Annotated in this window: 22 protein-coding genes; 8 read left to right on the forward strand and 14 right to left on the reverse strand. The window is 72.3% G+C overall.

Annotated elements, in window-relative coordinates:
* Positions 1-10 precede the first annotated feature (10 nt).
* Positions 11-3067 carry an alpha-mannosidase gene (locus ACFYO5_RS13660; RefSeq protein WP_388708097.1) on the forward strand — a complete coding sequence of 1019 codons (3057 nt, stop codon included), beginning with the start codon at positions 11-13 and terminating at the stop codon, positions 3065-3067.
* Positions 3068-3699: 632 nt separating this feature from the next.
* On the opposite strand, the gene ACFYO5_RS13665 is transcribed toward ACFYO5_RS13660, so the two are convergent.
* The gene (locus ACFYO5_RS13665; protein ID WP_388708099.1) at positions 3700-5385 is read right to left on the reverse strand and encodes a carbohydrate binding domain-containing protein; all 1686 of its coding nucleotides are present in this window, start codon (positions 5383-5385) and stop codon (positions 3700-3702) included.
* A 125-nt stretch (positions 5386-5510) separates the two neighbouring features.
* The gene (locus ACFYO5_RS13670; RefSeq protein ID WP_356569640.1) at positions 5511-6641 is read right to left on the reverse strand and encodes an ATP-grasp domain-containing protein; all 1131 of its coding nucleotides are present in this window, start codon (positions 6639-6641) and stop codon (positions 5511-5513) included.
* 271 nt (positions 6642-6912) lie between these two features.
* On the opposite strand from ACFYO5_RS13670, the gene ACFYO5_RS13675 reads away from it, so the two are divergent.
* Together ACFYO5_RS13675 and ACFYO5_RS13680 are read left to right on the forward strand one after the other, a co-directional pair.
* Positions 6913-7773 carry a metallophosphoesterase family protein gene (locus ACFYO5_RS13675; RefSeq protein WP_388708102.1) on the forward strand — a complete coding sequence of 287 codons (861 nt, stop codon included), beginning with the start codon at positions 6913-6915 and terminating at the stop codon, positions 7771-7773.
* Positions 7770-8459 carry a 4'-phosphopantetheinyl transferase superfamily protein gene (locus ACFYO5_RS13680; protein WP_356569637.1) on the forward strand — a complete coding sequence of 230 codons (690 nt, stop codon included), beginning with the start codon at positions 7770-7772 and terminating at the stop codon, positions 8457-8459. Before ACFYO5_RS13675 ends, ACFYO5_RS13680 begins: the two co-directional genes overlap by 4 nt.
* 54 nt (positions 8460-8513) lie before the next feature.
* Here the strand turns inward: ACFYO5_RS13680 and ACFYO5_RS13685 are convergent, their stop codons facing one another.
* Positions 8514-8753, reverse strand: a complete 240-nt coding sequence (locus ACFYO5_RS13685; RefSeq protein ID WP_356569635.1) for a hypothetical protein — start codon at positions 8751-8753, stop codon at positions 8514-8516.
* Between the two features lie 239 nt (positions 8754-8992).
* Between ACFYO5_RS13685 and ACFYO5_RS13690 the strand changes: the two genes are divergently transcribed.
* A complete protein-coding gene (locus ACFYO5_RS13690; protein ID WP_388708105.1) occupies positions 8993-10018 on the forward strand; it encodes an alpha/beta fold hydrolase in 1026 nt (341 codons plus the stop codon).
* 23 nt (positions 10019-10041) lie between these two features.
* Here the strand turns inward: ACFYO5_RS13690 and ACFYO5_RS13695 are convergent, their stop codons facing one another.
* Both ACFYO5_RS13695 and ACFYO5_RS13700 read right to left on the reverse strand, forming a co-directional pair.
* Complete coding sequence (locus ACFYO5_RS13695) at positions 10042-10572, reverse strand: toxin-antitoxin system, toxin component (protein ID WP_388709229.1); 531 nt, start codon at positions 10570-10572, stop codon at positions 10042-10044.
* 41 nt (positions 10573-10613) lie between these two features.
* Positions 10614-11264, reverse strand: coding sequence for a helix-turn-helix domain-containing protein (locus ACFYO5_RS13700; RefSeq protein WP_388708108.1), 651 nt, complete (start codon positions 11262-11264; stop codon positions 10614-10616).
* 228 nt (positions 11265-11492) lie between these two features.
* On the opposite strand from ACFYO5_RS13700, the gene ACFYO5_RS13705 reads away from it, so the two are divergent.
* Positions 11493-12158 carry a hypothetical protein gene (locus tag ACFYO5_RS13705; protein WP_388708111.1) on the forward strand — a complete coding sequence of 222 codons (666 nt, stop codon included), beginning with the start codon at positions 11493-11495 and terminating at the stop codon, positions 12156-12158.
* 40 nt (positions 12159-12198) lie between these two features.
* Here ACFYO5_RS13705 and ACFYO5_RS13710 read toward each other — a convergent pair whose 3' ends face one another.
* The 7 genes from ACFYO5_RS13710 to ACFYO5_RS13740 form a co-directional block, all read right to left on the reverse strand.
* Positions 12199-12390: a hypothetical protein gene (locus ACFYO5_RS13710; RefSeq protein WP_388708113.1), complete on the reverse strand. Its 192-nt coding sequence runs from the start codon at positions 12388-12390 to the stop codon at positions 12199-12201.
* A gap of 77 nt (positions 12391-12467) precedes the next feature.
* Positions 12468-13406 (reverse strand): PDR/VanB family oxidoreductase, encoded by a 939-nt coding sequence (locus ACFYO5_RS13715; RefSeq protein ID WP_388708115.1) that lies wholly within the window; start codon positions 13404-13406, stop codon positions 12468-12470.
* The gene (locus ACFYO5_RS13720; RefSeq protein WP_388709276.1) at positions 13403-13717 is read right to left on the reverse strand and encodes a hypothetical protein; all 315 of its coding nucleotides are present in this window, start codon (positions 13715-13717) and stop codon (positions 13403-13405) included. The genes ACFYO5_RS13715 and ACFYO5_RS13720 overlap by 4 nt, the downstream gene beginning before the upstream one ends.
* Positions 13714-14781: an aromatic ring-hydroxylating dioxygenase subunit alpha gene (locus ACFYO5_RS13725; RefSeq protein WP_356569625.1), complete on the reverse strand. Its 1068-nt coding sequence runs from the start codon at positions 14779-14781 to the stop codon at positions 13714-13716. Before ACFYO5_RS13725 ends, ACFYO5_RS13720 begins: the two co-directional genes overlap by 4 nt.
* 197 nt (positions 14782-14978) lie before the next feature.
* Positions 14979-15551, reverse strand: a complete 573-nt coding sequence (locus ACFYO5_RS13730) for a TetR/AcrR family transcriptional regulator (protein WP_388708118.1) — start codon at positions 15549-15551, stop codon at positions 14979-14981.
* A 413-nt stretch (positions 15552-15964) separates the two neighbouring features.
* On the reverse strand, positions 15965-17461 hold the full coding sequence (locus tag ACFYO5_RS13735; protein WP_388708120.1) for an MFS transporter: 1497 nt from the start codon (positions 17459-17461) through the stop codon (positions 15965-15967).
* Between the two features lie 617 nt (positions 17462-18078).
* Positions 18079-19590 carry an MFS transporter gene (locus ACFYO5_RS13740; protein WP_388708122.1) on the reverse strand — a complete coding sequence of 504 codons (1512 nt, stop codon included), beginning with the start codon at positions 19588-19590 and terminating at the stop codon, positions 18079-18081.
* 276 nt (positions 19591-19866) lie between these two features.
* On the opposite strand from ACFYO5_RS13740, the gene ACFYO5_RS13745 reads away from it, so the two are divergent.
* The 3 genes from ACFYO5_RS13745 (at position 19867) to ACFYO5_RS13755 (ending at position 24050) form a co-directional block, all read left to right on the forward strand.
* Entirely contained in the window at positions 19867-20382 is a 516-nt protein-coding gene (locus tag ACFYO5_RS13745; RefSeq protein WP_388708125.1) for a VOC family protein, read from the forward strand.
* A 609-nt stretch (positions 20383-20991) separates the two neighbouring features.
* Positions 20992-23043, forward strand: a complete 2052-nt coding sequence (locus ACFYO5_RS13750) for a phosphocholine-specific phospholipase C (RefSeq protein ID WP_388708128.1) — start codon at positions 20992-20994, stop codon at positions 23041-23043.
* 83 nt (positions 23044-23126) lie between these two features.
* Complete coding sequence (locus tag ACFYO5_RS13755) at positions 23127-24050, forward strand: phospholipid scramblase-related protein (RefSeq protein ID WP_388708130.1); 924 nt, start codon at positions 23127-23129, stop codon at positions 24048-24050.
* Between the two features lie 6 nt (positions 24051-24056).
* On the opposite strand, the gene ACFYO5_RS13760 is transcribed toward ACFYO5_RS13755, so the two are convergent.
* Positions 24057-25109 carry a hypothetical protein gene (locus tag ACFYO5_RS13760; RefSeq protein ID WP_388708132.1) on the reverse strand — a complete coding sequence of 351 codons (1053 nt, stop codon included), beginning with the start codon at positions 25107-25109 and terminating at the stop codon, positions 24057-24059.
* Positions 25106-25903: a phosphatase PAP2 family protein gene (locus tag ACFYO5_RS13765; RefSeq protein ID WP_356569610.1), complete on the reverse strand. Its 798-nt coding sequence runs from the start codon at positions 25901-25903 to the stop codon at positions 25106-25108. The genes ACFYO5_RS13760 and ACFYO5_RS13765 overlap by 4 nt, the downstream gene beginning before the upstream one ends.
* Positions 25904-26025 lie beyond the last annotated feature (122 nt).

The raw sequence follows: 26025 nt of genomic DNA on the forward strand, positions 1-26025 counted from the left end.
GAGACTTCCCATGCACGACGAACGCCGCCGGATCGAGGAGCGCGTCGAGCGCGTCCACACCCAGCGCATCAAGCCCGCCGTCTACGCGGCCACCGTGCCCTTCGAGGTCGAGGCCTGGCAGGCGCCGGGCGAGCCCGTCTCCTTCGCGGAGGCCGCGGCGGCGCCGTACGAGCCCTTCGCGATGGACACGCCCTGGGGTCCGCCCTGGGGGACCACCTGGTTCCGGATGCGTGGCCGGGTGCCCGCCGAGTGGGCCGGGAAGCGGGTCGAGGCGGTCATCGACCTGGGCTTCGTCGGCGGCTGGCCCGGCAACCAGGCCGAGGCCCTGGTCCACCTGACCGACGGCACCCCGCTGAAGGCGGTCAACCCGCTCAACCAGTACGTGCCGATCGGCAACCCGGCGACCGGCGGCGAGGTGATCGACTACCTGGTCGAGGCGGCTTCCAACCCCGACATCCTGGCGAACGGCTTCGCGACCCCGACGCCGCTCGGCGATGTACTGACGGCAGGCGACCGTCCACTGTATACATTCCACCGCGCCGACATCGCCGTCCTCGACGAGCAGGTCTTCCACCTGGACCTCGACCTCCAGGTCCTGCGGGAACTCATGGCCCACCTCGGCGAGCACGAGCCGCGCCGCCACGAGATCATGCACACCCTCGACCGCGCCATGGACGCCGTCGACCTGGACGACATCTCCGGCAGCGCCGCCGCCGTCCGCGAGGTCCTCGCCCCCGCCCTGGCCAGGCCCGCCCATGCCAGCGCCCACACCGTCTCGGGCGTCGGCCACGCACACATCGACTCCGCCTGGCTGTGGCCCATCCGCGAGACCAAGCGCAAGACGTCCCGCACCTTCTCCAACGTCACCGCACTCGCCGACGAGTACGACGACTTCATCTTCGCCTGCTCGCAGGCCCAGCAGTACGAGTGGGTGCGCGACAACTACCCCCAGGTGTGGGCGCGCATCCAGGAGTCGATCAAGAAGGGGCAGTGGGCGCCGGTCGGCGGCATGTGGGTCGAGTCCGACGGCAACCTGCCCGGCGGCGAGGCCATCGCCCGCCAACTGGTCCACGGCAAGCGGTTCTTCATCGAGCACTTCGGGATCGAGACCAGGGGGGTCTGGCTGCCGGACTCCTTCGGCTACAACGCGGCCTACCCGCAGCTCGCCAAGCTCGCCGGCAACGACTGGTTCCTCACCCAGAAGATCTCCTGGAACCAGACGAACAGCTTCCCCCACCACACCTTCTGGTGGGAGGGCATCGACGGCACCCGCATCTTCACCCACTTCCCGCCGATCGACACCTACAACGCCCGCTTCAGCGGCGAGGAGATGGACCGCGCCGTCCGCAACTACGCCGAGAAGGGCGCCGGCACCCGCTCCCTGGCACCCTTCGGCTGGGGCGACGGCGGCGGCGGCCCCACCCGCGAGATCATGGAACGCGCCCGCCGCCTCGCCGACCTGGAGGGTTCGCCGAAGGTCGTCGTCGAACACCCCGACGACTTCTTCGCGAAGGCCCGCGCCGAGTATCCGGACGCCCCGGTGTGGAACGGCGAGCTGTACCTGGAGCTGCACCGCGCCACCTACACCTCCCAGGCCCGCACCAAGCAGGGCAACCGTCGCTCCGAACACCGCCTGCGCGAGGCCGAGCTGTGGGCGACGACGGCCGCGTTGCACGCACCGGGCTACGCCTACCCCCACGACAAGCTCGACCGGCTGTGGAAGACGGTCCTGCTCCACCAGTTCCACGACATCCTGCCGGGCTCGTCGATCGCCTGGGTGCACCGCGAGGCGGAGGCCGAGTACGCGCGCGTGGCGGGGGAGCTGGAGGCGCTGACGGCGGAGGCGATCGGCGCGCTGGGCGGTGGCGGGCCCCGGGTCTTCAACACCAGCCCGTACGACCGCGCCGAGGTGGTCCGCACCGCCGACGGCACGCCGGCCTTCGTGCGGGTCCCGGCGGGCGGCAGCGCCCCCCTCGCGGGCGGCGAGGCCCCGCCGCCGGTCGAGGTCTCCGGACGCGTCCTCGACAACGGGCTGGTACGGGTGGAGATCGCGGAGGACGGCACACTGTCCTCCGTACGCGATCTGCGGGCGGACCGCGAGGTCCTCGCCGACGCCGGCAACCTGCTCCGCCTGCACACCGACCTCCCCAACAACTGGGACGCCTGGGACATCGACCGGCACTACCGGAACCGGTACACCGACCTCCTGACCGCGGACTCCGTCGAGGTGGTCGAGGAGGGGCCGCTCGTGGGCGCCGTCCGCGTCACCCGGTCCTTCGGCAGGGGCTCGACCATCAGCCAGACGATCACCCTGCGCGCAGGCAGCCCTCGCGTCGACTTCGAGACCGACATCGACTGGCACGAAGCGGAGAAGATCCTGAAGGCGGCCTTCCCGGTGGACGTGCGGGCCCCGCACTCCTCCGCCGAGATCCAGTTCGGGCACGTGCAGCGCCCCACCCACACCAACACGACCTGGGAGGCCGCCAAGTTCGAGGTCTCCTGCCACCGCTGGGTGCACATCGGCGAGCCCGGCTACGGCGTCGCCGTCATCAACGACTCCACCTACGGCCACGACGTCTCCCGCTCCGTCCGGGAGGACGGAGGCACGACCACCACCGTGCGCCTCAGCCTGGTGCGCGCCCCGCGCGTCCCGGACCCCGGGGCCGACCAGGGCAGGCACCGCTTCACCTACGCGCTGCTGCCCGGCGCGAGCATCGAGGAGGCGGTCGCCGAGGGCTACGCGCTCAACCTCCCGCTGCGCGTGGCCGACGTGGCGGGCGCGAACGTCCCGGTGGTCTCCGTCAACGGCGAGGGCATCACCGTCGAGGCGGTCAAGCTCGCCGACGACGCGTCCGGCGATGTCGTCGTCCGGCTCTACGAGTCGCGCGGCGGCCGGGCCACCGGCACCCTGCGCGCCGGCTTCCCGCTCTCCGGCGCCCAGGTCACGGACCTGCTGGAGCGACCGCTGGAGCCGGCCGTCACCGACGGCGAGGACGGCGTCCTGGTGCGGCTGCGGCCCTTCCAGATCCTGACACTCAGGCTGGGCCGCACCACCGGCGGCAACTAGGGCTCTCGTTCGGATCAGGCCGGGCTCGCGGGTTCCGGTGCCGCACCTCGCCGCGTTGTCGTCGGTCCCCAGGGTTCCGCCCCGGTTCCCTCGTCCGCCTCGCGGTCCACGGCACCGGAACCCGCTCCCTGATCCGGCCCGGGAGCCGAACGAAATCCCCTGGCCCCGTCCACCCGGCCGGCCGCGGCCCGGACCGCGCCCGCCCTCGGCCCGAGCGCCTCTTCCGCGCATGGGGCGAGGCCGTCCCCGTGCGACCGTGGTGGGCGGTGCTCACCTCGGGCTGCCGTGCCCCGTGGCGCCCGCGACGTGCTCGGGCCGGCCGGTCGCTCCCCGTGACAGCGGCCGGCCGGCCCGATCCCCCGTTCCCTCGGGGATCCCCCGTCGATCCCCGAGTTCCCCCGATTCCCCCGTGCTCCCCCCTGGTCCCCCGTCGGTACCCGCGCGGTGGTGCTCGTCGTGCCCTCCCGCTCCCACGAAGGTCCCCCGTGACCCCGCCGTCCCCCGCGATCCCCCGTGGGCCGTCGGTGTCACACCGTTAAGAGCGCGCACCCCGGGTCCTGATACACCCTGGGAGAGAGAAATCCCCCGGACTTGTCGTCCGGGGGATTCGAGGGCGTCTCGCGACCGCCGTATCAGCCGGTGAAGCCGGCCGTGATGGAGGTGAACTGCCAGGTGGTCTGGCTGATTCCCGAGCAGTTGCTGGTCACTCCGCCGCCCGGGCAGGGACGGTCGCGGTTGACGGACCAGTAGGCGAGCCGGGCGATGTGCCGGCTGTTCGCCCAGTCGCGGATCTGGGTCCAGATCGCGGGCGACGTCAGCTCCTGCTGGTCGGAGAGGCCGTTCATGCCGGAGATGCCGATGTGCGCGTAGGCCGTGGCGTCGTCCCACCCGAAGGTGGACTTCAGCTTGTTCTTCAGCCCCTCGGAGGCGTTCACGGTGTTGCCGTACATGTCCGAGCCGCCGCCGAAGTCGAACGGCATGATCGTGAACACGTCGATGCCGGCGTTCAGCGCGCGCGCCTGCTCGATGAGCCGGTTGCCCCAGTACGTCGGGCCGGTCGTCGTGGTGCCGAAGGTGAGGATCGTCCGCAGGCCGGGATTGTTCGCCTTGACGATCTTCAGCGCGCCCAGGATGCGGTCCTGCACGGCCGCGTTCTCGAACTCGTCCGTGTTCTCGATGTCGACGTCGATCGCCTTGAGGCCGTACGCGTCGATCACCTTCTGATAGGCGCCCGCCAGCGCCTCGGCCGTCGAGCAGTTGGGGCCGAGCTTGTTGCCGCTCCACCCGCCGATGGACGGCACGATGTCACCGCCGGCGGAGCGGATGGAGTTGATGACCGCCTGGTCGTTGCCGCCGGTGAGCGCCCGCTGTCCGTCCCAGGCCGGGTTGCAGCCGCCGGAGGACAGGATGAACGCCAGCGTGTACCACTTGACCCCGGTCGCGTTCATCACCGAGGTCGCGCTCGGCGGATCGCCCCAGCCGAGGTACAGGTAGGGCGCGGCCTGCTTGAACCCGGTCCCGCCGTCACCGCCCGCGTTCGTCGTCACCGTCACGGCGGCGGAGGCCGCCGAGACGTTCCCCGCGGCGTCCCGGGCCCGCACGGTGAAGGTGTATCCGGTGCTCGGCGACAGCCCGCTGACGGTGGTGCCGGTCCCGGCCACGCTCTGCACCCGGTTCGTCCCGCTGTAGACGTCGTACGCCGTGACGCCCACGTTGTCCGTCGCGGCGTTCCAGGTCAGGGAGACGCTGGTCGAGGTCTTGCCGGTCGAGGCCAGTGCGGTGGGCGCGCTGGGTGCCTGGGTGTCGCCGCCACCGCCGCCGGGTCCGTCGAGGCTGATGTCGTCGGCCTGGTAGGTGCCCTGGGCGTACCAGCCGTGGACGTAGATCCGGGCGCTGGTCTGGCCGGCGCCGGTGGTGAAGGACACCGACAGCCTGCTGTACGCCGACGGCGACGAGGTCCAGGTCGAGGCGCCGCCGTCCACCCCGAGGTAGACGTAGCTGCCGCGCACCCAGCCGCTCAGCGTGTACGCCGTGTCGGGCTGAACGGCGACGGTCTGGGCGCACTGGGCGATGTCGCTCGAACTGACGGCGCCCGCGAGCGCCTTGGCGCCGCTGTGCACGGGGGAGGAGACGACCGAGCCGAGGCCGCCGGAGCAGGTCCAGGGGGAGAGGCCGCCGGATTCGAAGCCGGGGTTGCCGAGGATGTTGGCCGCCTGCGCGGTGCTGGGCAGTGCCACCGCCCCCGCGAGGGCGAGGGCGGCGGTGCCGAGCAGGGCGAGGAGCCGGCGTGGGGTACGTCCGAGGAATGAGGTGCGCACGCGATCTCCCTGAAGAAATGGGGGTGTTCGGGAGTGCAGAGAGGTGCTGGGATGCGCAACCCAAGTTGGTATGGACCAATCCCGCTGTCAAGGTGATCGACGGAATTGGTCCATACCGGTGAGGTCTACAGGGGCAGCGCCTGCGCCGCCTGGCCCACCTCGACGGAGTCGGCCGGCGCGGGCACGGCCGGCAGCAGGGGCTCCGTCTCCTCCGCCCGCTGCTGCGGAAGCGACACCGGACGCAGCTGACGCAGTCCCGACACCACCGCGTAGTCCTGTCCCAGGAACGGCGGCACGATCTCGCCGGGGTCCTCGCCCAGCGCCAACTGCACGGCCGCCCAAGGGGCGTTGACCCCGCACAGGGACAGTTGGTGCAGCCCGCCCGCCGGACGCGTGTTGACGTCCATCAGGACCGGCAGGTCACCGAACATCCGGAACTGGATGTTGGACAGGTAGTGCAGTCCGAACCCCTCGGCGATCCGCCGGGCCGGCTCCAGCCACTGCTCCTGGAGGGTGAAACCCCGGCGACGGCCGTTCTTGGTGCGGCCGATGGACAGCCGGATCCGGTTGTCCGGGCCGGTCAGGCAGTCCACCGACACCTCCGGCTGTTCCAGCCGCGGCATCACCAGCCAGTCCACCGGCTCATCGGCCTGCTCCAGCGCCTCGACGACCACGTCCAGCTGGACGTGCGGCGTCGGGAAGCCGCTGAGCCGGGACAGCGAGAAGGGCGAGCGGGTGATCACCCGGAAGCCCACCCCGCCCGCGCCGGACGCCGGCTTGAAGCACGCCGTGTGGCCGTCGGCCTCCAACTCCTCGACGGCGGCGACCAGTTGGTCCGCCGTCCGGACCCGCCGCCACGGCGGCACGGGCACGCCGATCGCCTGGACCGCCTCGTAGGCGATCACCTTGTCGTGGAAGACCGCGACGGCCTCGGGCGGCGGGGCCAGCAGCGCCGTACCGGCCGCGGCGAAGTCCGCGCGGTGCGCCACGATCGCCGCCTGGTGCAGCCGGGGCACGAACACGTCGATGCCGCGGCGCCGGCACTGGTCGAGTGCGTACTCGACGTACCCGGCCGGGGAGAGGCCCTCCGGCTCCAGGTCGGCGGTGTCGGCGGCGGCCAGGACGGGCGAGTCGGCGTCACCGTGCGTGGCGTGGATGTCCACGGCCCGGTCGCTCGGATTTCGCCGCAGCTGATCCATGAAGAACACGTTCTCCGCGTACGTGCGGTTGAGCCAGACGCGTACGCGAGAGACCATGCGGGCCGCCTTTCACGGTTCGCGGGCAGGGCGAAGCAGGCCCGGCCCGGGCAGGGGGAGTGGAGGGACACCAAACCGCCCTGCGCGAAGGCAGGTCGTGGCGGTGGTGTTGGGGCGATCATACGGCTTCCCGGAGGTGCCGCGTGCAACGCCCGTGTTACGGATGTTCCGAACATGTTCGTACGGAGCGCGCACGCGGGTAAGGATGGGTGGGCCGCGGCGCCGTTCGCGCGTGCGGTGACGGGTGACAGACGGGGAACGGGAGCAGAGCGTGACGTCGACGGCCGGTGGAGCCGGGCAGCTGCTGGCCATCAGCGATCTGCACATCGGCTATCCCGAGAACCGGGCCCTGGTCGAGCGCATGGCGCCGGAGAGCGACGAGGACTGGCTGCTGGTCGCCGGTGACGTCTCGGAGAGCGTCGCCGACATCCGCTGGACGCTGAAGACCCTCGCGAGCCGCTTCCACAAGGTCGTCTGGGCCCCCGGGAACCACGAACTGTGGACCCACCCCAAGGACGCCGTCACCCTGCGCGGCGTCGCCCGCTACGAGCACCTCGTGCAGGTGTGCCGCGAGCTGGGCGTGACCACCCCCGAGGACCCCTACCCCGTCTGGGAGGGCCCCGGCGGCCCCGTCGCGGTCGCCCCGCTGTTCCTGCTGTACGACTACTCGTTCCTCCCGGCCGACTGCGCCACCAAGGAGGAGGGCCTCGCCTACGCGCACCGCACGGGCGTCGTGTGCAACGACGAGTACCTGCTGCACCCCGACCCCTACCCGACCCGCGACGACTGGTGCCGGGCCCGCGTCGCCGAGACCGAGCGCCGGCTCGCCGCCCTCCCGGCGGACCTCCCCACCGTCCTCGTCAACCACTATCCGCTGGACCGGCACCCCACCGACGTCCTGTGGTACCCCGAGTTCGCCATGTGGTGCGGCACCCGGCTGACCGCCGACTGGCACCGCCGCTTCCGGGTCGCCGCCATGGTCTACGGCCACCTCCACATCCCGCGGACGACCTGGCACGAGGGCGTCCGCTTCGAGGAGGTCTCGGTGGGCTACCCCCGCGAGTGGCGCAAACGCCCGCAGCCGCCCGGCCGGCTGCGCCGCATCCTGCCCTGGGAGGACGAGAGCGCGTGATCGAGGAACTGCTGCCGGAGACGGTGATCGCCGTCGAGGCCCACGGCGAGGACGGCGTCCGCGAGTTCGGCGGCGGACCCCTGTATCCGGAGGAGGAGGCGCTGGTGGCGCGGGCCGTCGCCAAACGCCGCCGCGAGTTCACCCTCGTACGCTCCTGCGCCCGGCGCGCCATGGAGAAGCTCGGCGCGCCCCCGCAGCCCGTGCTGCCCGGCGAACGGGGCGCCCCGACCTGGCCGGCCGGGCTGGCGGGCAGCATGACCCACTGCGACGGCTACGCCGCGGCCGCCCTGGTCCGGGCCGCCGACCTGGCCTCGATCGGCATCGACGCCGAACCGCACCAGCCGCTGCCCGACGGCGTCCTGTCCGCCATCGCCCTGCCGGCGGAGCGGGAACGGCTGCGCCGGCTCGCCGCGGACCGGCCCGAAGTGCACTGGGACCGGCTGCTGTTCAGCGCCAAGGAGTCCGTCTACAAGGCGTGGTTCCCGCTCACCCGGAAGTGGCTGGACTTCAGCGAGGCCGACATCGAGATCGACGCCGGCCCCGAGGGCGGTGCGCAGGGCACCCTGCGGGCCCGCCTCCTCGTCCCGGGACCGGTGGTCGACGGCTGCCGCCTGGGACACTTCGAGGGCGGCTGGACCGTGGGGCGGGGACTGGTGGCGACGGCGATCACCGTCCCGCACGGCTGAGCCCCGCCGGACCGGTCGCCCGCGCGGGCGACCGCGGCGCCGCTGCACGGTCCGTCATCGGTCCGGGTACCAGTTCTGCAGCAGGCGGAAGAACTCCTCCTCGTTGCCCGCGAGGCCCGCGGCCGCCAGGGCCTGCTCCGCCTCGGCGAGGACGGCGGGCGGGACCACGGGGGGCAGGCGGTCGCACGGCGGACCGCCGGCGTCGTCCCCGAACGCCGCCCGGACGGTGTGCAGCAGCCGCAGGTAGGCCTGCACGGCGGTGCGCTCGCGGTCGGTCATTACGGCAGTGGGCATCGGTCGGCTCTCCCCGTGTCGGCGTCGTCTCCCACGCGCCCGGCGGCGCGCACGCCCCCGTACGGCGGCGCACCCTCCAGCTTGCCGCGCACCACTGACAATCCGGCTCGCCCCGGCTGCGGTTCGCCCGCTTAGCGGAGGTGAAACCTGACCGAAACCCCCTGGGGGAAACCGTCCCTACCCTGGACGCAGGGGCTTTCGGCCGACCGCCGGAGGCCAGGGTGACGGGAGGCGAACCGATGGTCGACACCCCCCAGCCCCGCCCCGCCCGGCCGCCGCGGCTGCGCCGGGTCGGCGACGGCGAACTCCAGGTGCGCCACCTTGTCCTGCACGGCTACCGGCGCGCCTTCCGGATGGCCGGGGAAGGCCCCGCGCTGGTCCTCGTCCACGGCATCGGGGACTCCTCCGCCACCTGGGCGGAGCTGATCCCCGACCTCGCCCGCACGCACACCGTCGTCGCCCCGGACCTCCTCGGCCACGGCGCCTCCGACAAGCCGCGCGCCGACTACTCGGTGGCCGCCTACGCCAACGGACTGCGGGACCTGCTCAGTACGCTCGGCATCGAGTCGGCGACCCTGGTCGGCCACTCGCTGGGCGGGGGAGTGGCCATGCAGTTCGCCTACCAGTTCCCCGAACGCACGGAACGCCTCGTCCTCGTCAGCGCGGGCGGCGTCGGCCGCGAGGTCAACCCCGGCCTGCGGCTGGTGTCGCTGCCCGGCGCCCACCTGGCGCTCTCCGCGCTGCGGCTGCCCGGCATGCGCTTCCCCGTAGGCCTCGCCGTACGGCTGATGAAACTCCTCGACACCGATCTCGGGCAGGACGCGCCCGAGCTGCTCACGCTCGTCGACGCCCTGCCGGACGAGACCTCGCGCAACGCCTTCATCCGCACCCTGCGCGCGGTCGTCGACTGGCGCGGCCAGGTCGTGACCATGCTGGACCGCTGCTATCTGACGGAGGGCATGCCGACCATGCTCCTGTGGGGCGACCGGGACAGTGTGGTGCCGGTACGGCACGCGTACGGGGCGCACGCGGCGATGCCCGGCAGCCGGCTGGAGATCTTCGAGGGCGCCGGGCACTTCCCGTTCCACACCGACCCGGCCCGGTTCCGCGCCCTGATCGAGGAGTTCACCCGCACCACGGCGCCGGCCGACTGGAGCCGCGACCGCTGGCGTGGCCTCCTGAGCGAGGGCCGCCCCGGCGCGGGAGCGTCACCCGCCGTCGGGGAGCGCGACCTGAAGGAGGCCGGCGAGCGCAGCGCCACCTGACCTGACCGGCCCTGGCCCGACGGTCACGCCCGGTCCTGCGGCCCCAGGTACCCCAGCGCGGCCTCGATCCGGCCCGCCAGGTGATCGCGCTGCCCGCGCGGCGAGGAACCGGCCAGCCACGTACGGCACTTGCTGGCGAGGAGCAGGCCGAAGCTCTCGGCGTCCCGTTCGTCGGCCTGGTCGAACCGGGTGCGTGCGGCGACCTTGCGGACCGCCGCCTCCAGGTCGGCGCCGTCGTGGAGCAGCCGGGCGGCGACCGCGGCGCCCTCCACGTGGTGGCCGCAGTGGCCCGCGTTCATGTGCCACAGCTCATGGCCGAGGATCACCAACTGGTGGTCCGGCGCGGTCCGTTCCTCGATCACGACGAGGTCCTGGTCGGCCATGTCGAGCCACAGGCCGCTGGCGGTGCCGGTCGGGAACGCGGCCGTACGGAAGGTGACCGGGCGGCCGCGGCGGCGGCTCATGCCGTCGCACAGGGCCCCGTACAGGTCGGCCGGGGCGGCGGGGGCGGGGAGGGTCAGTTCCGCGACCAGCTCGCCGCACAGACGGCGCATGTCCTTGGCGATGCCCACAGCTCTCCCAGTTCTCCCCCGGATCACGACTCGGGCCGCTTCACGCTCTCCAGGAGCATGTCCAGCCATTCGGCGACCTTGTCGCGGTGCTGGTCGGTGGGCAGTTGGGCTGCCCGCCACGCGATCCCGCGGACTCCGTGGTCCTGGAGCAGCCGCTCCAGCGGATCCTCGACGGCCGCGGCCGCCTCCCTGGCGGCGAGCTTCTGGAGCAGCTCCTGCTCGATGTGCTGGAGGGCGCCCGCGAGCGCCTCGGGATCCTCCGCCGTCAGGAAGCCGGCGTGCACGCGGAAGAAGCGCTGGAGGGCGTCGCAGTGCTCCATGGTGGGACGGCGGTCGCCGTTGATGAGGGCGCCCGCCTGCTGCCGCGACATACCGGCGCCGTCGGCGATCTCCTGCTGGGTGTACCTGCGGCCGTTGGGCTTGAGTCTGGTGCGGCGCAACAGGTCCAGGCGTTGCAGGAACCGGGCCTGCACGTCCGGCTCGCCCGCCGGGCGGCCGCTCAGGAGGGACTTGACCACGGACTCGGGGACGCCGGAGGCGACGGAGAGCCGCCCGGTGCCGAAGACCTCCGCGTGCGGCACGCCGAGCCGGTCGGCGAGAGCGGTGACACGGGCGACGACGGCCGACAGCAGCACCGTCGCCGTGGCGCCCGGAACCTCGAAGCCATCCGTCACCGACAGGTCTCCTACGTCTCTCACGAGCCTCTCACGGGCACACGCGATCGCCGTGAACTGCCCGGAGACTAACCGGTCTTTCGAACTCACATCCAGGTCTCGCCACAACTGTGGCCAATTTCAGCCGTCAACGAGCGCCGAATGCCACGATAGTTGACACGCCGCGCGCCGGGCACCAGGATCGGCACGCCGCGTGAAGGCCGCAGAGGCAAGAGGGGTGACCTCCCGATGGCATATCAGGCAGGTGGGCAGCGGTCGGTACCGCGGCCCGTCCCCGAGAGTCCCGAGGCCCAGTCCTATCTACGGGACTACGCCACGTACCTGGAGGCCGTGCCCTTCCCTTCCGTCGTACTCGACCACCGCTGGGACGTCGTCCTCGCCAACGCCGCTTTCGCGTCACTTTTCCGGGACGTGAGCCCGCATCCGACGGCCCTGCCGGACGACAACTTCCTGCGGTTCGTCCTCTTCCACCCGGACGCGCCCTCGGTCCTCGGCGACCACGAGGCCGGCTGGTGCCTGCCGGTGCTGGCCCGGTTCGCCGCCACCCTGGAGCGGCACGGCCACGACCCCGTCCTCCAGGCGATCCGCCGCGAGATCGCCCAGGATCCCCTCATGGAGGCCGCCTACCGGCAGGGCCTGCCGCACTGGGTGCGCGCCATGGGGGAGGACGCCGTCGAGCACGACGGGGCGGTCCGCACCCTGCTCCATCCCGATCCGCGCCGGGCCGCCACCGAGTGCCGTATCGTCGGCGAGACTCCGCGGACCCTGCGCGAGATGGGGTACACGCGGCTGACGATGGTGCTGCGCGAGGCACCCGCGCCGGCGCCGCGCGGAGTACGGCGTCCGCGCCGCACCGCGGGGCACCTCAGCGTGGTCCCGGCCCCCGAGGCCTGACCGGGCACCGTCGGCGTTCAGGTCGCCGACGGCGCCCGGGTCAGCGGGACGGCGGGGGGTCCGTCCTCGACACCGTCCCCTCGTCCGTCCCTCCGCCGGCCTGTACGTCCGCCTCCACCGGCGCGTCCGCCAGACCGACCGACTCCAGCGCGTCGGCCACCGACTCCCGCCGACTCGCCCTCCCCGACGCCTCCTGCCTCCACGGCAGTTCCACGTCGGCCCCGACCCGCATCCAGGGGAAGAGGCTGCGCCCAACCGCGGATCAGGGACCGCGCGGGATCCGCCCGGGACTATTCGAGGACCCCTGCCTCACAGGTCCAGCACGAGCCGCTCCCCCCGGCACCGGGAGACACAGATCATCATCGACTCCCCGGCCTCCCGCTCCGCGTCCGTGAGGACGGAGTCCCGGTGGTCGGGGATGCCGTCGAGGACATCGGTCTCACAGGTGCCGCAGGTTCCTTCGGTGCAGGAGAACAGCACCTCGACTCCGGCGGCGCGGACGGTGTCCAGCACCGAGACGTCGGGCGCGACGGTCAGCGTCCGGCCGCTGCGGGCCAGCTCGACCTCGAACGCGCGCTCCTCGCCGCCCTGTTGCCCCTTCGGCTGGAACCGTTCGACGTGCAGCGCGCCGGACGGACAGCGTGCCTCGACCGCGTCGAGCAGCGGACCGGGACCGCAGCAGTAGACCAGGGTCCCCTCGGGCAGCGCGTCCAGCACGGAGCCGAGGTCGAGCAGCCCGGCCTCGTCCTGCGGGGCGAGGGTCACCCGGTCGCCGTACCGCGCCAGTTCCTCGGTGAACGCCATCGAGGCGCGGGAGCGGCCGCCGTACAGGAGGGTCCACTCGGCGCCCGCCGCGTCGGCCGCCGCGAGCATCGGGAGGATCGGGGTGATCCCGATGCCGCCCGCGACGAAGCGGTAGCGGGGCGCGGGCCGCAGCGGGAAGTGGTTGCGCGGACCCCGTACCCGCACCGTGTCGCCCGGACCCAACTGCTCGTGCACATAGGCCGATCCGCCGCGGCCCCGCGGCTCCCGCAGCACCGCGACCCGCCAGCCGGAGCGGTCCGCCGGGTCGCCGCACAGCGAGTACTGGCGCTCCAGGCCCGGACCGAGGAGAAGGCCGACATGGGCACCGGGTTCCCAGGCGGGCAGGGGGTCGCCCAGCGGATGGCGCAGGGTGAGTGCCTGTACACCGTCGGCCACGGATCGCATACCGTCGACGACGAGGTGGGTTTCGTGGACCGTGGTCATGCGTCGCTTCCGTGCTTCGTGTCGGTGTTGGTGGAGTCGGCGTGCGCGGTGTCTGCGGTGTCCGCGGTCCCCGCGGTGTTCGCAGTGTCTTTGGTGCTCGCGGTGTCCGTGGTGTCCGTGACGTACGTGGTGTTCGCGCTGTTCGCCTCGTGCGCCGGGGGCAGGTGGCCTTCGGGGTGGGCGAGCATCCACTCCCACATCAGTACCGGGTCCTGGGCGGTGTGCTCGGCACCGCAGTGGCAGGTGCCGTGCAGGAGGTCGGTGCCCGGCAGCCAGGCGATGCGGTAGACCTCGCCGGTGGGGCCGCTCACCGGACCCTCTCCCGCGGCTTGTCGCCCTCCTCGACCAGACGGGCGAGGATCCGGCGGGCCGCCAGGCCGCCGGTGTCGATGTTGATGCTCAGCTCCTGGTAGCCCGACCGCTCCGAACCGAGCGTGCGCTGAAGGAGGTTGAGCGCGTCGACGTCCTGCATGACGACCGTGTGGTTGTTGCCCCGCAGGAACTCGGTGACCTCGTCGTCGTCCGTCGCCCAGTCCCGCGAGACCATCCAGAAGTCGTACACCTTGCCGTCCGAGGCAGGCGTGATGGCGTAGGTGATCTCAGTGTGGAAGCCGTTCGGGTCGGTGCCGTCGGCCTCCGGCAGGACACCGGCCGGCGCGATGCGGCTGTGCAGCAGGTAGAGGCAGGGCGCGTGGTACTCGATGTCCTGCCAGCGGGTGATGCGGCCCTCGATGCCAGTCGAACGGGCGTAGAACGGCGGGCACTCGGCGTCGTCCATGTGCCGGCTCACCCGCACGATGCCCGCGCCCTCGTCCACCTCGGTGGTGATGGGCGTCTCCGCGACCTCGGGCGTGCCGATGTAACCGCCGTGCAGATACGTCTCGTGGGACAGGTCCAGGAGGTTGTCGACCAGCAGCCCGTAGTCGGCGTCGATCGCTTCCATGCCGCGGACGGTGGTCCAGCCGGGCGAGTCCAGGTGGCGGGCGCGTGGGACGGCCCGCGGGTCGGCGAGTGCCGGATCGCCGATCCACACCCACACCAGGGAGTCCTGCTCGACCACCGGGTAGGAGGCGACACGGGCGGTGCGTGGAACGCGTTTCTGCCCCGGCACGTACACGCAGGTGCCGGTCGTGTCGTAGGTGAAACCGTGGTAACCGCAGACGATCCGGTCGCCGTCCAGGCGGCTCTCGGAGAGCGGGAAACGGCGGTGCACGCAGCGGTCGTGCAGCGCGACCGGGGTTCCGTCCTCCTCCGTCCGGTACAGGACGAGCGGCTCCCCGAGGACCGTGCGCCCGAGCAACTCCTCGCGCCCCACCTCGTGGCTGTAGGCGGCGACGTACCACTGGTTCCTGGCGAAGGCGGTCATGTGGGGCATGGCGTTCCCGTCCCTGTCGGCGGGGCGTCGGCGCCCCGCGTGCCGTGGTGGGCATCAGGGTCCTGAGCGCCGTGTCCACCGCGCAAGGCCGCTTCTGCCAGGCGGAAGGGCTTCCGGGAACCGGCTGGTCAGTGCCGTGCTCCGCCGGTCGGCGGCGACGGGGTCCGCGATGGCGCGTGGGGCGGGAACGCCAGGGGTCAGCGCAGGCCCGCCGCGTCGAGCAGGGTGTTCACCGTGGGGGCCACGAGCCCTGTCAGCGTGTCGGCTCCGATTCCCGCGCGGGCGCTGGCGCCGTCGAAGACCAGGATCAGCTGCCGTGCCAGCAGCTCCGGGTCGCGCGCCCCGCCCTGGTCGGCCTCGGTACGGAAGAAGGCCGTCAGGTTCCCCTTGATCCGGTGCGCCACCTGGCTCGCGGGGTGGCTCCGGTCCTTCAGCTCGATCTGAGCGGCCAGGTACCGGCAGCCTCGGAACTCGGGTGCGCCCGACTGTAGTTCCACCTGCTCGAAGACGTACAGGATCCGCTCGCGGGGGGAACGGCTGCCGTCGTCCGCCGGGGGCAGGAGCCCGGCCACGAATCCGGCGGCACGCTCCTCCAGGCTTGCCGCCAGCAGTTCGTCCTTGCTCGCGAACAACTGGTACATGGAACGCTTGGACACCGCCGCCGCCTTGCACAGCGCGTCGACACCGATTCCCACACCGTCCCGGTAGGTGAGCGTGGCCGCCGCGTCCAGCAGCCGCTCTCGGGAACTCTGCTTCACCCTGGTGGTCATACTGCGAGGTTAACCCGCCCCCGGAGAAATGGAAACCGACCTGTTTACGGGGCTCCGTCGGACCCCGCGCCTCCGCGCCTGCGCGCCTCCGCGCCTCCGCGCCGCCCACGGCGGAGCACGCCTCGGGGCGGGGTGACGGGCCGGTGGGGCGGGGTGATGGGGGGTGCGCCCGTCGGCAGGCGCCTGGTGCGACTGCCGGTGGACGGTTGGTGCGACCGCCGGTGGACGGTTGGTACGGCCCGCGGGCGGGCGGCCGGCGCGCCCGCGGGCGGGCGGCCGGTACGCCCGGGGTGGACGGCTGACGCGCCGCCAGCCGGGGGCACACGCGGCGACGGCAGGCCGGGAGGCTTCCCCGTCGTGGGTCCGCCCGCCCGCCGCCGTGACCAGGTGCCCGTCGGTCTCGGAAACCCGGCTCAGTGGGCGATCACGGGCTCGCCCTCCGAGGGCGCCAGAGCCGAGTTCGGGAGCAGGAACGCCGTGAGCACCGCACCGACCACGAAGATCCCGGCGCCCCACGCGAGGGTGGCGGTGTAGCTCTCGACCCCGGCCTGCGCCGCGGTCAGTGCGCTGGGCTTGTGCGAGGTCAGGTAGTCGGTCGCGGCTGATGAGGCGACAGTGGTCAGCAGTGCCGTGCTGATCGAGCCACCCACCTGCTGGCTGGTGTTGATGAGCGCTGAGGCGACGCCCGTGTCCTCGTGGTGCACGCCTGCGGTCGCACCTTGGAACGCGGTGGTCATCACCGCGCCGATGCCGAGGCCCAGAAGGATCATGCCGGGCATGATGTCGGCGACATAGGTGCTGTCCAGGGTGAGCCGGGTCAGCAGGGCCATGCCGGATGCGGAGATCAGGAAGCCGGCGCTGACCACGATCCTGGGACCGACCCTGGGCAGCAGCGAGGGCACGGTGGTCGACGAGGCGACGATGCCCATGACCATCGGCAGGAAGGACAGACCGGCCTCGATCGGCGAGTAGCCGATGCTGGCCTCCAGGTAGTAGGTCAGGAACAGGAAGATCGAGAACATCCCCATGCCCAAGATGAACACCGCCAGGAAGGAACCGCCGCGGGTCCGGTCCAGTACGAGACGCAGCGGCAGCAGCGGATGCGCGACCCTGGACTCCACCCGGACGAACACCGCGAGCAGTACCACCCCGCCGATCAGGAATCCGAGGGTGACCGGGTCGGTCCAACTCGTCGATTCGACGTGCGCGAACCCGTAGACGACGGCGAACAGGGCGGCGCTCACCGCGAGGGTCCCCGGAAGGTCGATGCGGGGCCGTTCGGCGATCGCGGGCCTGGCCAGCAGCAGTACTGCGCCGACCAGTGCGACGGCCGCGAAGACGACGTTCACGTACATCACCCAGCGCCACGACGCCCATTCGGTGAGCATGCCGCCCAGCAGCAGCCCGATGGCCGCGCCCGCACCCGACAACGCGCTGAAGATGCCGAAGGCCTTCGCCCTCTCGGCCCGCTCGGTGAAGGTCACACTGAGCAGGGAGAGTGCCGCGGGGGCGAGCAGCGCGGCGAACAGGCCCTGGGCCACGCGTGCCGCGACCAGGATTTCGAAGCTGCTGGCCGCGCCGCCGGCGACGGAGGCGCCCGCGAAACCGATCAGGCCGGTCACGAAAGTGGTACGCCGGCCGAACAGGTCGCCGAGCCGGCCACCGAGCAGCAGCAGGCTGCCGAAGGCGAGGGCGTAACCCGTGACGACCCACTGTCGGCTGCCGTCGCTGAAACCGAGGTCGTGCTGGGCCGCCGGCAGCGCGATGTTCACGACGGTCGCGTCGAGCGTGACCATGAGCTGTGCCACGCCCAGCACGACAAGCACCCACCAGCGCACGCTGTGTGAGCCGCGAAGGCCCGAGCCGGATGTCCCGGAGGCGGGCGCCCCGCGATCGATGGCGGTAGACATTGTTCCCCTTTGTCACTCTTCGTGGAGATGCACCGATCGGAAACCGATCTGTTTCCCCTCAGGAAAACAGATCGGTTTCCGTGGTGCAAGTGCGCCTTCGGCGACTCCCGCGCGGCCGACCCCCTTCGTCCAGCCCCTCCCGCTCCCGCGGCCGACCCCGTGGACCTGGGCCACGACCTGCTCCCGCGGCCGACTCGTCGCCGAGTGCGGGGTGTTCTCGGCGGGCCGGGGCATTCCGCCGGCCGGCGTCGAGCCGCGGCCCCGCCTCCCCGGCCGGGACGGTGGGGCGGGCCGGCGTGGCGGGCCGGTCGACGTGCGGAACCGGGCCCCTGACGACCACGTCCCCTTCCGGCCCGGTCGGCACCTCGTCCGCGATGACGCCGTACGGCCACGGACGCCACGTCTACGGCCCCCGGTGCTCGGGAACACCGCGCGACGGGACAGGCCCGGTGCTGGAGAAGTGCGGCCCCTCGTGGACGGGCCCGGTGCTGGAGAAGCGCGGCCCCGCGTACGCCGCGACGCCGACGGGCCCGGTGCTCGAAAGCACCGGGCCCGTCACGCCCCCGTCACCGCGCCTTCCCCGTCCCCACGGGCGGGCGCGGCTCGTCCCATGCCGCTCACATGTGGACGGTGGGGGCGGCGTCGGCGTCGACCGCCGGGACGCCACGTCGGTAGAGCAGGGCCGTGACCAGCGCGCCGGCCGCGAAGAAGCCGGCCGACCACCAGTAGGCGGCGGAGTAGGACTCCAGTGCGGCCTGTGCCTGGGTGAGCTTGTCGGTGGGGTTCTTGCCGACCAGGTAGGACGTGGCGGCGCTGGCGGCGAGCGTGTTGAGCAGGGCGGTGCCGATGGAACCGCCGATCTGCTGCATCGTGTTGACGGAGGCCGAGGCCACTCCGGCGTCCTCGGCGGCCACACCGCTGGTGGCGACGCTCATGGCCGGGGCCATGATCAGGCCGATGCCGAGGCCGGTGACCAGCAGCGGCGGCAGGACGTGGGCCGCGTAGGTGCTGTCCAGGCCGAGGCCGGTCAGCCAGACCATGCCGACGGCTCCGAGAACCATGCCGAGCGGGACCACGATCTTCGGCCCGATGCGCGGGAGCAGGGTGCTGGTGGACAGGGTGGCGCTCAGCATGAGGGCACCGACCATCGGAAGGAAGGCCAGGCCCGTCTGGACGGCGGAGAAGCCGAGGCTGAGCTGGAGGTAGTAGGTGAGGAAGAGGAACACGCCGAACATTCCGGCGCTGGAGACCAGCATGGCGACGAAGGACGCGCCGCGGTCGCGGTCCAGCAGTACGCGCAGCGGCAGCAGCGGGTGCGGGGCCTTGGTCTGCCACCGGGTGAAGGCCGTCAGCAGGACGGCGCCGGCCGCGAGGAAGCCCCAGGACAGCGGCGAACTCCAGTCGTGGGACTCGGCGTTGGAGAAGCCGTAGACGATGCTGAAGAGGCCGGTGGTGACCAGGACGGTGCCGGGGATGTCGAGCCTGGAGCCGCGGTCACGGGCCGTGCGCCGGAGCAGCAGGGAGCCGCCGACTATGGCGAAGGCCGCGATGAAGAGGTTGACGAAGAGGGTCCAGCGCCAGTCCATGTACTCGGTGAGGACACCGCCGAGGAGCAGGCCGACGGCCGCGCCGGAGCCGGCGATCGCGCCGAAGATGCCGAAGGCCTTCGCGCGTTCCCTGGGATCGGTGAAGGTGGTCGTCAGCAGGGAGAGCGCGGCGGGTGCGAGCAGTGCGCCGAACAGGCCCTGCAGGGCGCGGCCCGCGACGAGCATCTCGAAGCTGGTGGCCGCACCGGCCACGGCGGAGGCGACCGCGAAGCCGCTGACGCCGACCAGGAAGGCGGGCTTGCGGCCGAAGAGGTCGGCTATCCGGCCGCCGAGCAGCAGCAGGCTGCCGAAGGCGAGCGAGTAGGCGGTGACGATCCAGGTCCGGTTGCCGTCGGAGAATCCGAGGTCGGCCTGGGCGGACGGCAGGGCGATGTTCACGATGGTCGCGTCCAGCACGACCATCAGCTGGGCGAGCCCGATGACGGCGAGGATCCACCACCGGTGGCGGGGCCCCGCCTCCTCGGCCTGCGCACCGGTCTTCCCGAGCGACACCGTGTCCGGTGCGGCGGCTGTGTGAGCCATGGGGACGTACTCCAGTCGTGGTTCGGATGACGAACAGGTAAAACGAAACCGTTTCGTACAGCTAGCCTAGATGGCTCCGGAACGAAACGCAAACGTTTCGCTCGGGCGAGGGTGGCGCCGCGCGGGGAGCCGGTTCCGTGGAGCTGCGCCCGCGCCCCGCCCGGCCCTGTCGACCCCCTGACGACGCTTGACGGCTCAATGATGTGGTTGCACGTGATGTCCCCGCGCGTGGTGTTCCTGCGTGTGCGGACCGGAGGTCGACGACCGAGGAGAACCATGAGTGACAACCGGCGGAACGAGCAGCCGAACCACGCGGCCATCGAGGCGGAGCGGGGCCGGTTGCGGGAGCGGCATCTGCGGCCCGGTGGGGAGCGGCCCCCGTCGTCCGCCCGTGGGCTGCACCACACCGCGCTGATCAGCGGCGACGTCGAGCGGACGATCCGTTTCTACCAGGACGTCCTGGAGTTCCCGCTGACCGAACTGATCGAGAACCGGGACTACCCCGGTTCCTCGCACTTCTTCTTCGACATCGGGAACCGCAACCTGCTCGCCTTCTTCGACTTCCCGGGCCTCGACGTGGGCCCCTACGCGGAGGTCCTGGGCGGGCTGCACCACGTGGCGATCTCGGTCGAGCCGGAGCGGTGGACACACCTCGTCGACAACCTCACGAAGGCGGGCGTGGAGCACGTGGTGCACAGCGGGGTGTCCGTCTACTTCCGCGACCCCGACGGCGCCCGCGTCGAACTCATCGCCGATCCGCTCGGGGAGATGTACGGCGACGAGGTGCTGTGACGGCTGCCGCGCCCTCGACGGGGCCCGCCCCTCCCCGCACCGACAGGCCGCGCTCGTCGCCGGGCGCGGCGAACGTCAGGCCCGAGCGCGGTGGGTCGCGGGCCGGGTGCCGTGAACGACGGGGCAGCGCCCCGCCGCGTCGCGTACGTCCACGAGGGCGCGGTACGCCGACAGCCCGCCCGGCCTCGGCACCGCGACGGACCTGTGTCGATGTCGATGTCAGGGGGTCGCCGACCACACCCGTGACGGGGTGTGGGGCCGCGGAGCCGTCCCGCGATGTGCGGCTCCGCCGCGTGAGCGAGCATGACCGACCCCACCGGCCGACCCCCGAACCACGGCCCTCGAACGGCAGCACCCGAGCGACGGCTCCCGAGCCACAGCTCTCGAACCGCAGCTCCTGAGCCACGGCTCCCGTGCAACGCCTCGAACGGCAGCCCCCAACCCCAGCCCCCGAACCGCCGCCCCACCCCGCACCCCCCGTACCGGCGACCTTCACGTGGGCGCCATCCGTGCCTTCCCTCTCGTTGTGTGCTCTTGGAACACTCCTCGCGCATTCCCCCAGCGAACGACGGGCCGTCGAACGCGCCCCGCACGAGAGGTCCTTCACCCATGTCCGAAGTCAACCGGCGCAGATTCCTCCAGATCGCGGGTGCCACCACGGCGTTCAGCGCGCTGTCGAGCAGCATCGAGCGGGCCGCGGCCCTGCCGGCCCACCACCGCACCGGGACGATCGAGGACGTCGAGCACATCGTCGTCCTGATGCAGGAGAACCGTTCCTTCGACCACTACTTCGGCAAGCTGAGGGGCGTACGCGGCTTCGGCGACCCGCACCCGGTGACGCTCGCGAACGGCAGGTCGGTCTGGCACCAGTCGGACGGCACCAGGGACCTCCTGCCCTTCCACCCGACCGCCGACGACCTCGGCATGCAGTTCCTCGAAGGCCTCCCGCACAGCTGGCCCGACGGCCAGGCGGCCTACAACGGCGGCAGGTACGACAAGTGGGTGCCCGCCAAGGGCACGACGACGATGGCGTACCTCACCCGGGAGGACATTCCCTTCCACTACGCGCTCGCCGACCGGTTCACGGTCTGCGACGCCTACCACTGCTCGTTCATCGGCTCGACCGACCCGAACCGCTACTACCTCTGGACGGGTCACACGGGCAACGACGGCCGGGGCGGCGGCCCCGTCATGGGCAACGACGAGGCGGGCTACGACTGGACGACGTACCCCGAGCGGCTGGAGAAGGCCGGCGTCTCCTGGAAGATCTACCAGGACATCGGCGACGGCCTCGACGCGCGGGGCTCCTGGGGCTGGATCCAGGACGCCTACCGCGGCAACTACGGCGACAACTCGCTGCTCTACTTCAACAGGTACCGCGAGGCCGCCCCCGGCGACCCGCTGTACGACAAGGCCCGCACCGGCACGGACGTCAAGAACGGCGACGGCTACTTCGACCGACTGCGCGCCGACGTGAAGACCGGCAAGCTGCCGCAGATCTCCTGGATCGCCGCCCCCGAGGCCTTCTCGGAGCACTCCAACTGGCCCTCCAACTACGGTGCCTGGTACATCGCCCAGGTGCTGGACGCGCTGACCTCCGACCCGGCGGTGTGGGCGAGGACGGCGCTGTTCATCACCTACGACGAGAACGACGGCTTCTTCGACCACCTGGTGCCGCCGCTGCCGCCGGCCTCCGAGGAGCGGGGCAGGTCCACCGTCGACGTCACCCTGGACCTGTACCCGGGCGCCGGCGACCGCGTCGCCGGTCCGTACGGCCTGGGCCCGCGGGTGCCGATGCTCGTCGTCTCGCCCTGGAGCAAGGGCGGTTACGTCTGCTCCGAGACCCTCGACCACACCTCGGTCATCCGTTTCATGGAGCGCCGCTTCGGGGTGCGCGAGCCGAACATCTCCCCCTGGCGGCGGGCCGTCTGCGGCGACCTGACCACGGCCTTCGACTTCACCCGCAAGGACACCCGGCCGGTCGCGCTGCCCGACACCGACGGGTACGAGCCGCGCGACCGTGAGCGCCACCCCGACTACCGGCCCACCCCGCCCGCCGAGGGCGCCCTGCCCCGGCAGGAGCGCGGACTGCGGCCCGCCCGCCCTCTCACGTACGCGCCCTGCGTGGACGGTTCGGCCGACCCGGCCACCGGTAGGCTCACCCTCACCTTCGCCTCCGGCGCCAAGGCCGGCGCCGCCTTCCTGGTCACCTCCGCGAACCGTGCCGACGGGCCCTGGACGTACACCACCGAGGCCGGCAAGAAGATCTCCGACACCTGGGACCCGGCGGACCCGGGTGGCTCCCACGACCTCACCGTGCACGGGCCGAACGGCTTCCTGCGCGTCTTCAAGGGGCCGGGGAGGACCGCGGGTCCCGAGGTCGTCGCCCGGCACGTGGGCGACGACGTGGAGCTGACCTTCACCAACCGGACCTCCGCCACCGTGGAGTTGGAGGTGGCCGACGGCTACCGCGACCGCACCACGACCGTACGGGTCCGGGCGGGCGCCGTCCTCAAGCGCACCGTCGACCTGAGGGCCGGCCGCCGCTGGTACGACCTCACCGTCACCTCCGTCGCGGACCCGTCGTTCCAGCGGCGGTTCGCGGGGCACGTCGAGAACGGGCGCCCCGGCGTGAGCGACCCGGCCATCCTCACGGAATGAGCGTGCCGGCAGGGCGGAAGCGCGGTGAACACCGCGTCGTGGGGGCTGGTCAGGTCCTGGTGGGCTCGGGGTAGTGTGCCCCGGTGACCACGCATTCGAACACACCTTCAGGTTGGTACCCCGACCCGCACGGGGCCGACCGGACCCTGCGGTACTGGGACGGGTCCCAGTGGACCGAGCACACCCACGCCGAGCAGCAGCCGCAGGGCCTGCCGCAGACGCCGCCGCAGCAGCACGCACCGGCCCAGCAGCACGCACCGGCCCAGCAGCACGTACCGGCCCAGCAGTCGGTACCGGCGCAGCCCTTCCCGCCGCAGACGCCCGCGCAGCCGGCCGCCGGACCCGACCCCCGTGTGCAGCGCCAGGTGCAGCAGCAGGCGGGGGTCGCGGCGGGCGGCCCCGGCGGCGGCACGCTGTTCAGCGAGCCGGTACTGGTGGTCAACCAGAAGGCCAAGCTGATCGAGTTGACCAACGAGTACAAGGTCATGGACCAGCAGGGCAATCAGCTCGGCTCGGTCGTGCAGGTCGGGCAGAGCGCGCTGAGGAAGATCCTGCGCTTCGTCGCCAGCGTCGACCAGTTCCTGACCCACCGGCTGGAGATCCGCGACGCCCACGGTCAGCCGGTCCTGCTGCTGACCCGCCCGCGCAAGTTCCTCAAGTCCCGTGTGGTCGTGACGCGTCCCGACGGGCAGCCGGTCGGCGAGATCGTCCAGCAGAACGTCTTCGGGAAGATCAACTTCGCCATCAACGCGGACGGCCGGCAGGTCGGCGCGATCAGGGCGGAGAACTGGCGGGCCTGGAACTTCGCGATCGTCGACCACGCGGACAACGAGGTCGCCCGGATCACCAAGACCTGGGAAGGTCTCGCCAAGACCCTCTTCACCACCGCGGACAACTACGTCCTTCAGATCCACTACCAGCTGCCGGAACCCCTGCTGAGCCTGGTCGTCGCCACCGCCCTCACGGTCGACACGGCCCTGAAGCAGGACTCCCGCGGCCTCGGCTGACGCCGGTCACCACGCCGTCAGGTGCCCCGGCCCGGTGGTCGGCCGGGGCAGCAGCGCGGGTTCGGCGGAGGCCGTTTCCGGCTTGAGCGCCAGCACCGCGGCCACCGGATGTTCGTCGTGCCCGTCGCCGTGGCCTACGGCGTGCCCGTCGTCGTACCGCGAGCCGAACGCCGGTCCGTACCCGGAGCCGAGGACCGCCGTGGGGGCCCCGCTGGAGTGCGCGGTGGGTGGTGCGGCGGGCTGCGGCGTCGCCCGGGTCAGCAGCATCACGCCCCACGCGGAGAGTCCGGCCCCGGCGGCCGCGAGGAGCACGCCCGCCACCCCGCCCTGGAGCCGTTCGCCCAGCAGCGTGAGGCCGATCACCGCGGCGGCCATCGGGTTCGCCAGCGTCACCACCGCCAGGGGGGCGCCCAGTCCGCCCCGGTAGGCGGTCTGGGACAGCAGCAGCCCGCCCGTGGCGAGGGCGGCCACCAGCAGCGCCACCCCGACGACCTGCACGCTGAACAGCGGACCGGACCGGTCGGTCGCGGCCACCGTCACCGTCTGGGTGAGCGCGGAGGCCACCCCGGAGGCGAATCCGGAAGCGCTCGCGTGCCGCAGGCCGGGCCGGGTGCCGGGCCGGGCCAGCAGCCCGATCAGCGCCGCCGTCACCCCCGCCACGGCGACCGCCTCGGATCCGCTCAGCACGTCGTCGGGGGCCGGACCGGACGCGGTGACCAGGATCGCGGCCAGCCCGAGCAGGGTCAGGGCGGTGCCCCGCCACTCGGCCGCTCCGACCCGGCGTCCGGCGATGCGCGCGCCCAGCGGCACCGCCGCGACCAGGGTGAGCGCGCCGAGCGGCTGCACCACGGTCAGCGGACCGTACTTGAGGGCCACGACGTGCAGCATGGCGGCCCCGGCGTTGAGACCCACCGAGGCCCACCAGGCCCCGCTGCCCAGCAACCGTACGAGTCCGGTGCCGGCGGAGCGGGAGGCCAGCCGCTCCTGGGCGACGGCCGCGGCGGCGTAGGCGACCGCGGAGAACAGCGACAGGACGACGGCGACGAGGGCGGCGTTCATCGGCCGGCCCCCACGAGCACCTTCTCCTCGGCCGGTACGAGCGCGGGCGTCTCGCGTCCGGCCGTCGTCACCGTGCGCCGCGGCGGGTGGACGACCGCGAGGGCGACGCCGAGCAGCGCCGCGGCGACGAGCGCGTCGAGCCAGTAGTGGTTCGCCGTGCCCACGATCACCGCCAGGGTGAACAGCGGGTGCAGCAGCCACAGCCACCGCCCGCGCGACCGGGTGGCGGCGATCAGTCCGACGGCGACCATGAGGGCCCAGCCGAAGTGCAGCGAGGGCATCGCCGCGAACTGGTTCGACAGGGTGTCGGTCTGCGGGGGCCCGTACACCGACGGCCCGTACACCCGCGCGGTGTCGATCAGCCCCGTGGCCGAGAGCATCCGGGGCGGCGCGAGGGGGAACGTGAGGTGGACCACCAGGGCGGCGGCCGTGACGGCGGCCAGCACCCGGCGGGCCCAGACGTAGTGCGCGGGGCGGCGCAGGTAGAGCCAGACCAGGAAGGCCGCGGTGGCGGGGAAGTGGACGGTCGCGTAGTAGGTGTTCGCGAGGTGGACCAGTCCGTCGCCGTGCAGCAGAAGGGACTGCACCGTGTCCTCGTCCGGCAGCCGGAGCCACCGCTCCGCGTCCCACACGCGGTGCGCGTTGCGGAAGGCCTCGGCGGTGTGGCCGGTGGCCAGCTGTCGGCCGAACTTGTAGACGAGGAACAGTCCGGCGACGAGCAGCAGCTCCCGGACTATCGGCGGCCGTACCGGTGTGGCCGGTTCCGCTTGTTCAGGCTCGGTGCGGGCATTCATCCCCCGGCCCCTTCGCTGACGTGGTGCGTGTGCTGATGCACGTGCGTGGTTGGTGCTGGTGTGTGCGTGCGGGGCCGTGACCCCTGCATGCACCATCGATACGACATCGTACCGATACGCCA

The organism is Streptomyces sp. NPDC006259 (assembly GCF_042870975.1).
Classification (GTDB): Bacteria; Actinomycetota; Actinomycetes; order Streptomycetales; family Streptomycetaceae; genus Streptomyces.